Origin of the sequence: Bradyrhizobium sp. RT6a (assembly GCF_040547675.1) — a bacterium.
Taxonomy (GTDB): Bacteria; Pseudomonadota; Alphaproteobacteria; order Rhizobiales; family Xanthobacteraceae; genus Bradyrhizobium.
The window spans coordinates 1,190,472-1,203,220 of record NZ_JBEPQC010000002.1 but is presented as its reverse complement, the minus strand read 5'-3'; the positions used below and the strand labels follow the sequence as shown (position 1 = coordinate 1,203,220).

Sequence of the window (12,749 nt, the reverse complement as noted above, 5' to 3'; positions counted from 1 at the left end):
TTCAGACCTTCGGCCCCGCTTTTTCATCACCCGGAAGGACCGGATAGTCGGCGCCCTCCCACGGAGACAAAAAGTCGAACTTGCGGAATTCCTGGTTGAGCCTGACCGGCTCGTACACCACCCGCTTCTCCTGGTCGTCGTAGCGGACCTCGAGGAAGCCGGTGGTCGGGAAATCCTTGCGCAGCGGATGACCCTCGAAGCCGTAATCGGTCAGGAGGCGACGCATGTCGGGATGACCGACAAAGATCACGCCGTAGAGGTCGTAGGCCTCGCGCTCGAACCAGTCGGCGCCGGGGAACACTTCGATCAGCGACGGCACCTGCGTGGTCTCATCGGCCTGGGCCTTGAGCCGGATCCGGGCGTTCAGGGTCGGTGACAGGAAGTGATAGATCACGTCGAAGCGCTTCTCGCGCGAGGGATAGTCCGCCGCCGTGATGTCGGTGAAGTTGACGAAGCGGCAGTTCGGGTCGTCGCGGAGGTACTTGACCACCTCGACGATCTTGCTGGCCTCGACATCGACCGTGAGCTGGTTGAAGGCCACCGAATGACCCGTTGCGGCGCCCGGAAGCGCGCTAACGATCGTCTGCCCCAGGGCCTCGAGCTTGGCGTCGTCCATGACGTAAAACCTTAGCGTTCGATGGTGCCGGTGCGGCGGATCTTCTTCTGCAGCAGCAGCACGCCGTAGAGCAGCGCTTCCGCCGTGGGCGGGCAGCCCGGCACGTAGATGTCGATCGGCACGATACGATCGCAACCGCGCACGACCGAGTAGGAATAGTGATAATAGCCGCCGCCGTTGGCGCAGGAGCCCATCGAGATGACGTAGCGCGGCTCGGGCATCTGGTCGTAGACCTTGCGCAGCGCAGGCGCCATCTTGTTGGTCAGGGTCCCCGCGACGATCATCACATCCGACTGGCGCGGCGAGGCGCGCGGCGCGAAGCCGAAGCGTTCGACGTCGTAGCGCGGCATCGACACCTGCATCATCTCGACCGCGCAGCAGGCGAGACCGAAGGTCATCCACATCAGCGAGCCGGTGCGCGCCCAGGTGATGAGGTCGTCGGTCGCGGCGACGAAGAAGCCCTTGTCGGACAGTTCCGAATTGACCTCGAGGAAGAACGGATCATTGGCCCCGACCGGCTTGCCGGTCGACGGGTCCAGGATGCCCTTGGGGGCCGGCGCGAGAACCGGACCGGCGGATGACACAGGGTTCAATCCCATTCCAGTGCGCCTTTCTTCCATTCATAGGCGAACCCGACCGTCAGCACGCCAAGGAACACCACCATGGACCAGAAGCCGGTCGCGCCAAGCTTGCCGAACGCCACCGCCCAGGGAAACAGGAACGCCACCTCGAGATCGAAGATGATGAAGAGGATGGCGACCAGATAGAAGCGAACGTCGAACTTCATGCGGGCGTCGTCGAAGGCGTTGAAACCGCACTCATACGCCGACAGCTTTTCCGGGTCCGGCTGCTGGAACGCAACGATGAACGGCGCGATCAGCAGCACAAGGCCAATGAGGCCCGCGACCCCTATGAAGACGACGAGTGGAAGATAGTTCTGCAGAATGCCGCTCATTGACGAGCCCTTTTTCCCGCAGCCTCGGGACAGCCACGGATTCGTCCAGTTTGGAATTGTTCTGAGCCTTAGCGCAGTGCACCAATGGGCGCAAGACACGCTCTTTTTAGGCCCTTTGTCGCCCTCAGAACGGTGGAAATCCCGGAATCACCCCGCGGCTGGTATGGAGCAGATCGACAGCCCCAGCAAGGGCGCCCCGATCAGTCCACACCCGCTGGGCCGTGACGTCCGTGGTTGGGAAGGCTCACTTTATCTAGGCCGCGACGCAGCAAAGTCCAGATTACAACGAGGACAGACGCGCCCATTATCCGGGCGAGCGATCCGGGAGCCATGCATCACGATCGGACCCGGGCCTATTTGGCGAATGCGTCGGGCGGGCGGCGCCCGCTTCCGCCGCCGCGGAAATCGGTGGCGAGCGCGGCGACGACGTGGCTTGGTCGTCGCGCGCCGCGCTCGCATGAGCTTCGGGCCGGGGGGGCATCGCCCGCGAGCTCATCGATCTCGTGGTGGAAAGCCGGGTGACGAGCCGGTCAGGCTCTCACGATGGCCTTCCCTCGCCTGTTCTCGTCATTTGCCTCACCATTTGTAGGAGACGCTGGCGGTCACGCGCCGGCGGTCGCCGTAGAAGCAGGATGACACCGCCGCGCAGCTGGCGACGTAGATCTTGTCGGTCAGGTTGACCACGTTCAGCGCGGTGCGCCAGTTCTGCCATTCATAGTGGAGCGCGAGATCGCCGAGCACGACCGCGGGAACCTCGAGGGTATTGGCGGTATCCGCCCACGACGAACCGATATAGCGGACACCGCCGCCGAAACCGAACCCTGCGAACGGCCCGTCCTTGAAGGTGTAGTCCGCCCAGCCGGACACCAGGAGCTCAGGCGTGTTGGTCGGGGTCTTGCCGACCAACGACGGGTCCAGATCCCTGCTGTTGAACAAATGGTAGGCCGTGAACGAGCCGATCAGCTTCAGCTCACGCGTGGCGTTCGCCACCGCTTCGAGCTCGATACCGCGCGAGGTCACCTCGCCGGTCTGGTTCTGCAACGTCGTGACGACCGGATCAGTCGTTGCCACGTTCTGGCGCTTCAGGTCGAACACTGAGGCGGTGAAGTAGCCGTCAAATCCCCGCGGCGCGACCTTCACGCCGATTTCCGTCTGCTGGCCGGTCTCCGGCAGGAACAGCTGGTTTTGCGCGTTGAGGCCGATGATCGGATTGTAGCTCGTGGCGTAAGACACATAGGGCGCGATACCGTTGTCGAAATTGTAGATCAGCCCGGCGCGTCCGCTGAACCTGCTGTCGTCGCGGCTGGCAAGCGTGGCGCCGCTATCACGGGCAGCCTGCGTCGTCTCGACCCAATCATTGCGGCCGCTCAGCACCAGCGTGAAGTTGCCGAGCTTCATCTGGTCCTGCAGATAGGTGCCGGCCTGCTTCTGCGTGATCTGGAAGTTGCGGAACGGTGCGCCCGTCAATGGAATGTCCAATCCATAGGCGGGATTGAAGACGTTGACCGGAGGAACCGTGCCGAAGTTGAACGCCTGATAGTCGTCGATCTCGTAGCCCTTCAAATCGACCCCGAACAGCATCGTATGCCGCACCGCGCCGGTGTTGAAGCGGTACTCCAGCTGATTGTCGAGATTGGCCTGGTTGGCAGTGTTCTTCGCATACCAATTATAGCGACCGAGACTGGCTGTGTTGATGTCAGCCCAATTATTGCCGACGTAGCCGCGATAGGTCACGTCGACATGGGCAAACCGCGCATTCTGCCGGAACGTCAGGTCGTCGGTGAGATTGCGCTCGAACTGATAGCCCAGCATCTCCTGCTCGCGCGTGAACTTGTCGACACTGGGATCGCCAGCGAAAAAGCTGGTCGGGATCTTGCCGAAGGGAGCGTTGGTCACCGTGCCCTCATAGGGCAGGAAGTTGATGCCACGGGTTTCCTGCCGGGAAGCTGAAGCGAGCACCGTGAACGTCGTGTCGGCGTCCGGCTTCCAGGTCACCGACGGCGCGATGAAGTAGTTGTTGTCCGGCGTGAAATTGACCTGCGTGGGGCCGTTCTGGACCTGGCCGACGACACGGTAGAACAGCTTGCCGTTATCAGGGTTCGTCGCGACGGGACCGCCGACATCGAAGCCTACATAGGCGTTGCCGAAACTGTTGACGCCGGTCTCGATGAAGCGGACGGGCTCCGCGGGTGGCATCTTGCTGATGACGTTGACGATGCCGCTCGGGCTCGATCCGCCATAGAGCACGGCCGATGGACCGCGCAGCACCTCGACGCGCTCCATGTTGGGCGTCTGAAGCTTCCAGCTCGCATAGGACGTGTAGAACAGCTGCATGCCGTCGAGGAACAGTCCGATATCGTCGGACTTGAAGCCGCGGATCAGCCACCAGTCGTTGCGCGTGTCCGCGCCGAAAGTCCCGGCGCGGACACCGGCAGTATAGCGCAGGACCTCGTCGAGCTTGTTCGCCTTCTGGTCGCGGATCTGCTCCGCGCCAATCACCGACACCGCCTGCGGCGTCTCCATGATCGGCGTGTTGGTCTTGGTGCCGGACGAGCTGCGGCCGGCGACGTAGCCGTGCACCGGGCCGAGCGGGGTTTCGACGAAACCGACATTGCGCGGCGGCTGCGGCCTGCTTCGGTTGGCGGTCTGCTGGGATGATCGCGGCGCGCGGCGCTGGACGGAGGGCGCCGCCCGGCGGCGCGCTTCCGGCGCGGTGACGGTCACCGACGGAATGTTCTGCGCGCCACTCTGCGCAGCAGATTGTGCAAGCGACGCCTGCGGCACCAAGACCCAAGCGGATGCGGTCGCCAGTACGGCCGACCGCAGCATTCCCAGACTGTTCAACGCGCAACCCCAAAACTGCGTGTTTTGATTTGCACATACCGTCAGTCCCGTGACGGCATGCGCTTGCGGTGACGCTTAGGGGAGCGCGCGCGAATTCCCTAATTGAAAGCCTCTTAGAAAGAGTCTTAGAAAGAGTCTTAGAATGAGTTTTGGAAGGGTCTCGGAAGCCATCCAACATGTCCCGGAATTGCGGAAACGTCAGCGCGAAACCTTCTCGCTCTCGAGCATCTCGGCGGCGATCGCCGTCAGCTGATCGACCTGCTGCAGCAGCGCCTCGAACTCGGCTTCGCTCAGATGTTCGCGCAAGCGCCGATTGCGCTCCTGCGCGCCGGCGACGATCGCATCATGCGCCGCAAGGCCCGTTGCGGTCAGCGAGACCAGAACTTCGCGGCTGTCTTTCGGGTTGGCCGATTTCGCGATCAGCTTGCGCGATACGAGTTCCGCAAGCGCGCGGCTGATCTGCCCTTTGTCCTGGCCGACAGCTTCGGCAAGCCGCGCCACGCTCATCGGCGGCCGCCGCCCGAGCGAGGCGACCAGGCCGAACTCGACCGAGGACAATCCGGCGAGACGCTTGTAGCGCAGGATCGCACCGCGCTTGAGCAGATTGGCCAGCACCATCAGCCGCGACGAGAGCATCACGGTGATCGGCGCCGCCGGATCGCTCTCGTCCGTCTCGGGCGACGTCCCGCCCCTGCTCTCGGTCTGGCTCATGATCCACCTCTGCCAAGAAAGCCGGGGCCTGCCAAGCCCAGGCGGGGCCGGCGAAACCCTGGCCGCCTTCCGTTCGCCGGCCCGTCAAATGCGACTAAGAGGCACTTGGAGTATCGTTGACATTGTCATCGATCTACCCTTCACTGGGTACAAGGCATCAAAAAAAGCCCGGCCGGAGCGGCCGACTACGGGAGGACCGGTATGAGCATCACCCAGCGGGATCGCGATCTCGGGACGGCCTATGCGATGAAGCCGGCGCAGACGCGCACCGAGCTCACCTCGGTCATGCGTGGCACGCCGATGGGCGAACTGCTGCGACGTTACTGGCATCCGGTCGGGCTTGTCAGTGACGCCACCGACACGCCGAAAAAGGTCCGCGCGCTCGGCGAGGATCTGGTGCTGTTTCGCGACAAGCATGGGCGCCCCGGCCTGCTGCACGCCCGCTGCTGCCACCGCGGCACCACGCTCTATTATGGCAAGGTCGAGGAGGACGGCATCCGCTGCTGCTATCACGGCTGGAAGTTCGACACCGAGGGTCACTGCCTGGAGCAGCCCTGCGAGCCCGACGGCGGCAAGTTCAAGGACAAGGTGCGCCAGCCCTGGTATCCGGTCGAGGAACGCTACGGACTGATCTTCGCCTATATGGGCCCGGCCGAGAAACGCCCAGTGCTGCCGGCCTATCAATGCCTGGAGACCATGGACGACGGCGAGTTCGTCGACGCCGACGATTCCTCGATTGGCGGCGGCGGGCCGGCGATCATCCCCTGCAACTGGCTCCAGCATTACGAGAACGTGGTCGATCCCTACCACGTGCCGGTCCTGCACGGCTCGTTCTCCGGTCCGCAATTCACCAACATGATGGCGTCGATGCCGGAGGTGACGTTCGACAAGACGCCGCGCGGGATCGCCGTGCGCTCGATCCGCAAGCAGGATGACGGCCGTGTGTTTTACCGCGTCACCGAGGCGGCGCTCCCCACCTTGCGGGTCGTTCCAAACCCGCGCGTGGCGCAATTCGCCCGCGTCGAGTCGATCGGCTGGACGCTGCCGATCGACGACACCTCGTTCCGCATCTATGTCGCCGGCCGCGTCAAGAACGCCGGCGACATCGGCCGCATGCGCTCGAAATTCAACGGCAAATTTTGGTGGGAGATGACCGAGGAAGAGCACCAGCAATTTCCGGGGGATTATGAAGCCCAGGTCGGCCAGGGACCGCAGACCATCCATTCCGAGGAACATTTCGGCCAGAGCGACCGCGGCATCCTCATGATCCGGCGCATGCTGAGTGACCAGCTCGAAACAATCGAAGCAGGCCGCGATCCGATCGGCATCTCGTTCGATGTGAGCGCGCCTCCGGTCGAATTCGAAGCGGGGAACTACATCCGCGAGGGCTGACCTGCCAGCTCCAATCAGGGCTGGACCGACAACGATAACAAAGACTAATTGGGGGAAGCGATGGTCGATGTGACGTCACAGATGTCGGTGCAAACGGCCGCCGCGGCAAAGCCCTCGGCGCGGCGCTATTATGTGCTGGGCCTGCTCACGATCATCTACGCACTGAACTTCCTCGACCGCACGATCTTCAACGTCCTGATCGAGCCTATCAAGAAGGAGTTCCAGCTCAGCGATACCATGATGGGCCTGCTCGCGGGCTTCGGCTTTGCGCTGTTCTATTCCCTGCTCGGCATTCCCATCGCGCGGGTCGCCGACCGGCTCAACCGGCGCAACATCGTCGCCGTCGCCTTTGCGTTCTGGAGCGCGATGACGGCGTTGTGCGGCGCTGCTTCGAGCGTCACTTCGCTGGCGCTGGCGAGGATCGGCGTCGGCATCGGCGAATCCGCGGGCTCGCCCGCCTCGCAATCCATGGTCGCTGATCTCTTCGCCAAGAATGAGCGTCCGCGCGCGCTCGGCATCTACGCCGTCGGCACCTATCTCGGCGTCTTCCTCGGCTATTTCGTCGGTGGCTACGTCAACCAGCACTATGGCTGGCGGATGGCGTTCTACGTCGCGGGCCTGCCCGGCATCCTGCTCGCTATTGTCCTGTGGCTGACGATCTCCGAGCCGAAGCGCGGCGCCATGCAGGAGAATTTCGTGCCCGAGCCGCTCGGGCCGACGCTGCGCTTCCTGGCCTCGCAGCAGAGCTTCATCATCGTGCTGATCGGCTTCTGTCTCACCACTTACACGAACTACGCGACCGCGGCCTGGATTCCGCCGTTCCTGGCGCGCGTGCACCATCTGTCGAGCGCCGAGATCGGCACCTATGCCGGCACCTTCAAGGGCCTCGCCGGCATGGCCGGCACCCTGCTCGGCGGCTTCGTGGTGGCGCAGGTCAGCCGCCGCGACGACCGATGGAAGCTATGGGCTCCCGCCATCACCTCGGGCCTCGCCGGGCCGGTGTTCGCGCTCTGCATGCTGACTCAGGACTTTGCGATGATGGTCGCCATGCTGGCCCTGACCTCGTTTCTGGTCGGCTTCCATCTCGGACCGATCTTCGCGATCGCGCAGACCGTCGCCAAGCCGAGCATGCGCGCGCTGGCCTCCGCCCTCATCGCGCTCACCGCCACCTGCTTCGGCCAGGGCGTCGGTCCGCTCGCCGTGGGCGTGGTCAATGATGCCCTGAAGGGCGCTTACGGCGCCGACGCCGTGCGCTATTCCCTGCTCTCGGCGGCGGTCACGACCACGCTGGGGGCGCTCCTGTTCGTCTGGGCGGCGCAAACCATCCGCACCGACATCAAGCGAGCGAGCTAGGCGCCCATGAACGCCAGCATGTCCGCGATCAGGCGCTCGCTGTGCGTCAGCGGCAGCGGATGCGGGCCGCCTTCGTAGACGGTCAGCTTGCTGTCCTTGATTAGTTTTGCCGTCTTTGCACCGGTCAACGGCAGCGGCGCGCTGGCATCCTTGTCGCCCTGAACGATCAGCGTCGGGCGATCGATCTTGGCAGCTGCCGCTCGGAGATCGGCGAACGCGATGGCCTTGCGGCAGGCCAGCGCCACCGGCAACGGCACGCTCAGCATCATCTCGCGGATCCAGGTCCGCGTGATCTCGGGTGTCTCGGCAGTGAAGAACGGCGCTTCGTTCGCCGCAATCCATTTGGGGAAGTCGCGCGCGATGGCCGCGTTGTCTGCCTCGATCATTGCCTTCGGCACCGCATCCGGATTGTCTTCGGTCTTGATCAGGAATGGCGTCGTCGGCGCAACCAGCACCACCCTTGCGATCCGGTCCGATCCGTATCGTCCGAGATAGTTCACCGCCTCGGCCGTCCCCATCGAGAAGCCGACCAGTGTCACGTCGCGCAGGTCACGCGCCTCGATCAACGCGGCGACGTCGTCGGTCAGCGTGTTCAGGTCATAACCCGCGGAAGGCATCTCGGACCGGCCATGCCCGCGCCTGTCGGGCGCAACACAGCGGAAGCCATTTGCGTTGAGGGCGGCAATCTGGCTGCCCCACGTGCTAGCGTTGAACGTCCAGGCCGAAAGCAGCAACACCGGTCGGCCGCTGCCCCAATCCTGCACGAAGAGTTTTGTGCCGTCCCTGGCCGTCACAAAAGACGGCCATTCATTCTGCTGGGCCGCTGCTGCCACTGGCGCGCTCGCACCAGACGCTGCCGCGAAGGCGGTCCCGAACAAGGTGGCCTCGAGGACGGTTCGACGGTTCATGGTGCTTCTCCCTTGCCGATACCCTTGCGGATCTGTCGGCCCATCGGTCTCGGCCGATGAAAACGATCATGACCAGGCGGGATCACCTCCGCGATTACCCGCCAGGTAAGATCGCTTAGGGCGCTCCCGCCGCCCGCAGGCGAAACCAGACAAACGGCCGGATGAAACCGTTTTGCGGAACCCGCGAAACCATCCGGAAACAGACGGTCCTTACAAGAAGAGCCATAGACGGCGGCAAAGCCCGTCGGGAGGCTCACATGAACCACTCCATTCATTCTGCTGATCGTGCGACCCACCTGAAGATCGTGGTGGTGGCGCTGGTGGCCGGCATCACGGTGGCCGGCTTCGGGATCGCAGCTCGCACCAATGCCGATTACAGCCAGACCGCCCAGTCCGCCCACGTAATCAAGGCCGGCAAGCCCGTCGTCGTGACCAGCGCCGGGACGTCGGAGATCCGCTGACACCGCCCCGCTCCGGGCTGACAGAGGCCGCCGCCTGGCGGCCTTTTTTCGTTTTCCAGAGCAATGCTTAGCCGAGACCTGCCGGCGAAGCGCAACGTCCTTGACTTCACCAAGCCCCGCCTTTAAGTCCCCCCTCGTTCCGCGCGCTTTGAGCGAACCACGCGGGAGTAGCTCAGTTGGTTAGAGCGCCGGCCTGTCACGCCGGAGGTCGCGGGTTCGAGCCCCGTCTCTCGCGCCATTTTGGCAATTCCTTCATAGCCTTAGAATAAGCTTCTACACACCTTTCGCGGCTCTGACGGCGATTGCCGGCATCCGTCGAGAACTCGCGCCATAGTCAGCCCACGCCCGAATCGTCTAGGCCTTCCAGGACTTGGAGGGACCCCACGCTTTACCGGCTTTTCCGGGGCCCCCTTGTGATTGAGGTGCCCAGATATGGCTAAGAAGGACATGGCTAAGAAGGACTCGGCCAAGAAGGACTCGGCCAAGAAGGATTTGGGGAAAAAGGCTGCCGCTCCCGCCACCATCACGCTCAAGCACCTCGCCGCCGACATTGCGGAGAGCCAGGATCTGTCGAAGAAGCGCGCCGAGGCCGTCCTGACCGACATGATCGAGCTCGTCACCAAGCACCTGAAGAAAGGCGACCGGGTCCGCATCGTCGGGCTTGGAATCCTGCAGGTCCGCAAGCGCGCCGCCCGCACCGGCCGCAATCCTGCCACGGGCGAGCCCATCCACATCAAGGCCAGCAAGAAGGTCGCCTTCCGCCCGGTCAAGGAGCTGAAAGAGGCGATCTGACCACTCTCGTTTCGTTAAGCCTGATCCGCGTCCTCCGGCCGCAACGCGGCCCGGTTTTCTGGTATACCGCCTCTCTCCCCTGACCCGGCGGTTTGACCAGAAATGTCCTCCCTCACCTTTTCGCATACCGTGACCGAGCGCTTCCTGCGCTACGTCACCATCGACACCCAGTCCGATCCGGAATCCCCGAGCTCGCCCTCGACGGAGAAACAGAAGGACCTCGGCCGCGTGCTCGCCGCTGAACTGAAGGCCATGGGCGTTGCGGACGCGCATCTCGACGATTACGGCTACGTCTATGCAACGATCCCGGCGAACACGACCAAGAAGGTGCCGGTGATCTGCTTCTGCTCGCACATGGACACTTCGCCCGACGTCACCGGCAAGGACGTCAAGCCGCAAATGGTGAAGAACTATCGTGGCGGCGACATCACGTTGCCGGGCGACACCAGCCAGGTGATCCGCTTCGCCGAACACCCCGCGCTGAAAAACCAGATCGGCAACGACATCATCACCACCGACGGCACCACGCTGCTCGGCGCCGACAACAAGGCCGGCGTCGCCGAGATCATGGATGCCGCGCATTTCTTCATCAACAACCCGCAAGTGAAGCGCGGCACCATCAAGATCCTGTTCACGCCTGACGAGGAGATCGGCCGCGGCGTCGACAATGTCGACATCAAGAAGCTCGGCGCTGATTTCGGCTACACCATGGACGGCGAGAGCGCGGGCAGCGTCGAGGACGAGACCTTCTCGGCGGACGGCGCCACTATCACCATCAACGGCGTCAGCGCCCATCCCGGCTATGCCAAGGGCAAGATGGAGCACGCCATCAAGATCGCCGCCGCCATCGTCGAGCGCCTGCCCCGCGAAGGCTGCTCGCCCGAGACGACATCAGGCAAGCAGGGCTTTCTGCATCCGATCGGCATCGAGGGTGCGCTGGAGCAGGCGACGCTTTCCTTCATCGTGCGCGACTTCACGGAGGAAGGGCTGAAGGAAAAGGAGATCCTGCTCGAGAACATCGTCAAGGACGTGATGAAGGATTTTCCCCGCTCGACCTACACATTCGAGGTGCGGGAGCAGTACCGCAACATGAAGCAGGTGATCGATCGCCACCCGCACATCCTCGAATACGCCATCGAAGCGATCCGCCGCGCCGGCCTGCGCCCGATGCGCACCGCGATCCGCGGCGGCACCGACGGCTCGCGCCTGTCGTTCATGGGCCTGCCCTGCCCCAACATCTTCGCCGGTGAGCACGCGTTTCATTCCCGGCTCGAATGGGTCAGCCGGCAGGACATGGAGAAGGCGGTGCAGACGATCGTCCACCTCGCCATGATCTGGGAGGAGAAGGCGTAAGGGCTGACGGGATGCCGTCATCGCAAGCGGAGCGCGTTTCGCGAAAAGTCTCGAGGACCGACATCTTGAGCATGGCAAGCTTCAGTCGCTTAGACTTAGGCTGGCGCTTTCCTTACGCTCGCTGCCACTGCGATATTGCGTGGTCCGCCCGAAACCGCCTTGGAGTCGATCCGGTCCACCGGACAAAGGCGTTCGTAAAAGAACTGGCCTCCCGGTAACCGAGCAGCCACGCAATCTGGGAGATCGGTAGTTCCCGCTCCCGCAGGTATCGCTCGGCCAAAGCTGCTCGGATCCGGTCGAGAAGCTCGGAGAATGTTTCTTCCTCCGCCGCCAGCCCCCGCGCCAGCGTGCGGCGGCTCATGCCGAGACGACCGGCCACTTCCCCTACGTTCGCCGTGCCGTGGGGCAGCAGCTGGATGATCAACTGCTCCGCGCGGAATCGAAGGGTTGATCGGGAAAGCTTTCCCTTGCCAAGTGCCTCATTCGCGTAGTCGAGCAGCAGCCGATTGAGATAAGCGTCAGCACCGACGGAGGGCAAGCACGCGTCCGAGGCGGCAAACACGATCTCATCGGCGTCGGCTTCGAAGTCGATGGCACAGCCTAGAAGAGCACGAACGTCGAGAGGCACCGTCGTGCGATGGTGTCTCGTTCTGATTTGGCGCGGCGTCAATTGGCGATTGGTCAAGTGCCGACAGACGCGGATCAAGGCTGCGAACCAGAACTCGATCTGATGGCGGTCCGAACCACGCTCCACGTTGACGTACTCGAGCGTGACAACGACGGCGCGGCCGAAACCGACCCGGATGCGGACGCCCTCATTGTTGAGCGAGCAGTAACGCTCGGCGTGCCGAAGCGCTTCGGCAAGACTCTCCGATGACGCCATGACGTAGTACAGCAGCCCGATCTGGCGGAGATCGAAATCCCGCGCCAAATGAAACCCCAGATGATCGTCACGCAACTCCCGTGCGGCGGCTTCGAGCAACTTGATCTGGGTCTCCACCCCGAGACGATGACTTGGATCCTCGATCACCTCGAGCGTCAATCCGGCTCTCGACACGAATCGCGCCAGGTCCTTTCCGGCTTTGCGAATCCGCTCGCACGCAAGCCTCGCAATCCCGCCTGTCGAGTTGGGTACAGCACCGAGACGATCGGGTTTGACATAGCGCATGGCAGGGCGTGCCTTGGCACGTTGGCTCAAAAAGCCAATTTCTCGGCACTTGATCGCAAGACGGACCTCCCATCCTCCCGTACGAGAGGTCGATCGCCCCGCGCGCTGTTTCCACAGGATCGCGACGACGACAATCTTCGTTGATTTGGATCAACGAAACTGACCCCGGGCGAGAACGCAGTGCAAAGACCACTTC

The 12,749-nt window shown here is 63.3% G+C and carries 12 protein-coding genes and 1 tRNA gene; 6 read left to right on the top strand and 7 right to left on the bottom strand.

Annotated elements, in window-relative coordinates; all coding sequences use genetic code 11:
* Window position 1 precedes the first annotated feature (1 nt).
* The 5 genes from ABIC03_RS15705 to ABIC03_RS15685 all read right to left on the bottom strand — a co-directional run bounded on the left by ABIC03_RS15705 (window position 2) and on the right by ABIC03_RS15685 (window position 5,126).
* Window positions 2–616 carry an NADH-quinone oxidoreductase subunit C gene (locus ABIC03_RS15705; RefSeq protein WP_354058960.1) on the bottom strand — a complete coding sequence of 205 codons (615 nt, stop codon included), beginning with the start codon at window positions 614–616 and terminating at the stop codon, window positions 2–4.
* A gap of 11 nt (window positions 617–627) precedes the next feature.
* Window positions 628–1,215, bottom strand: coding sequence for a NuoB/complex I 20 kDa subunit family protein (locus ABIC03_RS15700; RefSeq protein WP_007603537.1), 588 nt, complete (start codon window positions 1,213–1,215; stop codon window positions 628–630).
* Window positions 1,206–1,571, bottom strand: a complete 366-nt coding sequence (locus ABIC03_RS15695) for an NADH-quinone oxidoreductase subunit A (protein ID WP_007603535.1) — start codon at window positions 1,569–1,571, stop codon at window positions 1,206–1,208. Before ABIC03_RS15695 ends, ABIC03_RS15700 begins: the two co-directional genes overlap by 10 nt.
* Window positions 1,572–2,147: 576 nt before the next feature.
* A complete protein-coding gene (locus tag ABIC03_RS15690) occupies window positions 2,148–4,400 on the bottom strand; it encodes a TonB-dependent siderophore receptor (RefSeq protein WP_354059661.1) in 2,253 nt (750 codons plus the stop codon).
* 213 nt (window positions 4,401–4,613) lie between these two features.
* A complete protein-coding gene (locus ABIC03_RS15685; protein WP_354058959.1) occupies window positions 4,614–5,126 on the bottom strand; it encodes a MarR family winged helix-turn-helix transcriptional regulator in 513 nt (170 codons plus the stop codon).
* 201 nt (window positions 5,127–5,327) lie between these two features.
* Between ABIC03_RS15685 and ABIC03_RS15680 the strand changes: the two genes are divergently transcribed.
* The gene (locus tag ABIC03_RS15680; protein WP_354058958.1) at window positions 5,328–6,518 is read left to right on the top strand and encodes a Rieske 2Fe-2S domain-containing protein; all 1,191 of its coding nucleotides are present in this window, start codon (window positions 5,328–5,330) and stop codon (window positions 6,516–6,518) included.
* A 60-nt stretch (window positions 6,519–6,578) separates the two neighbouring features.
* The gene (locus ABIC03_RS15675; RefSeq protein ID WP_354058957.1) at window positions 6,579–7,871 is read left to right on the top strand and encodes a spinster family MFS transporter; all 1,293 of its coding nucleotides are present in this window, start codon (window positions 6,579–6,581) and stop codon (window positions 7,869–7,871) included.
* Here the strand turns inward: ABIC03_RS15675 and ABIC03_RS15670 are convergent.
* The gene (locus tag ABIC03_RS15670; RefSeq protein WP_354058956.1) at window positions 7,868–8,779 is read right to left on the bottom strand and encodes an alpha/beta fold hydrolase; all 912 of its coding nucleotides are present in this window, start codon (window positions 8,777–8,779) and stop codon (window positions 7,868–7,870) included. The genes ABIC03_RS15675 and ABIC03_RS15670 overlap by 4 nt on opposite strands.
* Before the next feature lie 257 nt (window positions 8,780–9,036).
* On the opposite strand from ABIC03_RS15670, the gene ABIC03_RS15665 reads away from it, so the two are divergent.
* The 4 genes from ABIC03_RS15665 to pepT all read left to right on the top strand — a co-directional run bounded on the left by ABIC03_RS15665 (window position 9,037) and on the right by pepT (window position 11,385).
* A complete protein-coding gene (locus tag ABIC03_RS15665) occupies window positions 9,037–9,240 on the top strand; it encodes a hypothetical protein (protein ID WP_026232877.1) in 204 nt (67 codons plus the stop codon).
* A 161-nt stretch (window positions 9,241–9,401) separates the two neighbouring features.
* A tRNA-Asp gene (locus ABIC03_RS15660) sits at window positions 9,402–9,478 on the top strand.
* Window positions 9,479–9,687: 209 nt separating this feature from the next.
* Complete coding sequence (locus tag ABIC03_RS15655; RefSeq protein WP_354059659.1) at window positions 9,688–10,032, top strand: HU family DNA-binding protein; 345 nt, start codon at window positions 9,688–9,690, stop codon at window positions 10,030–10,032.
* A 102-nt stretch (window positions 10,033–10,134) separates the two neighbouring features.
* The gene (gene pepT / locus ABIC03_RS15650; protein WP_354058955.1) at window positions 10,135–11,385 is read left to right on the top strand and encodes a peptidase T; all 1,251 of its coding nucleotides are present in this window, start codon (window positions 10,135–10,137) and stop codon (window positions 11,383–11,385) included.
* Window positions 11,386–11,497: 112 nt separating this feature from the next.
* Here pepT and ABIC03_RS15645 read toward each other — a convergent pair whose 3' ends face one another.
* Window positions 11,498–12,553 (bottom strand): AraC family transcriptional regulator, encoded by a 1,056-nt coding sequence (locus tag ABIC03_RS15645; protein WP_354058954.1) that lies wholly within the window; start codon window positions 12,551–12,553, stop codon window positions 11,498–11,500.
* Window positions 12,554–12,749: the final 196 nt, after the last annotated feature.

Coding starts and splice junctions, on each gene's coding strand:
- ABIC03_RS15670 (WP_354058956.1), bottom strand. CDS start 8,779: ATGAACCGTCGAACCGTCCTCGAGGCCACCTTGTTCGGGACCGCCTTC.
- ABIC03_RS15665 (WP_026232877.1), top strand. CDS start 9,037: ATGAACCACTCCATTCATTCTGCTGATCGTGCGACCCACCTGAAGATC.
- ABIC03_RS15655 (WP_354059659.1), top strand. CDS start 9,688: ATGGCTAAGAAGGACTCGGCCAAGAAGGACTCGGCCAAGAAGGATTTG.
- ABIC03_RS15675 (WP_354058957.1), top strand. CDS start 6,579: ATGGTCGATGTGACGTCACAGATGTCGGTGCAAACGGCCGCCGCGGCA.
- ABIC03_RS15690 (WP_354059661.1), bottom strand. CDS start 4,400: ATGCTGCGGTCGGCCGTACTGGCGACCGCATCCGCTTGGGTCTTGGTG.
- ABIC03_RS15680 (WP_354058958.1), top strand. CDS start 5,328: ATGAGCATCACCCAGCGGGATCGCGATCTCGGGACGGCCTATGCGATG.
- ABIC03_RS15700 (WP_007603537.1), bottom strand. CDS start 1,215: ATGGGATTGAACCCTGTGTCATCCGCCGGTCCGGTTCTCGCGCCGGCC.
- ABIC03_RS15705 (WP_354058960.1), bottom strand. CDS start 616: ATGGACGACGCCAAGCTCGAGGCCCTGGGGCAGACGATCGTTAGCGCG.
- ABIC03_RS15645 (WP_354058954.1), bottom strand. CDS start 12,553: ATGCGCTATGTCAAACCCGATCGTCTCGGTGCTGTACCCAACTCGACA.
- ABIC03_RS15685 (WP_354058959.1), bottom strand. CDS start 5,126: ATGAGCCAGACCGAGAGCAGGGGCGGGACGTCGCCCGAGACGGACGAG.
- ABIC03_RS15695 (WP_007603535.1), bottom strand. CDS start 1,571: ATGAGCGGCATTCTGCAGAACTATCTTCCACTCGTCGTCTTCATAGGG.
- pepT (WP_354058955.1), top strand. CDS start 10,135: ATGTCCTCCCTCACCTTTTCGCATACCGTGACCGAGCGCTTCCTGCGC.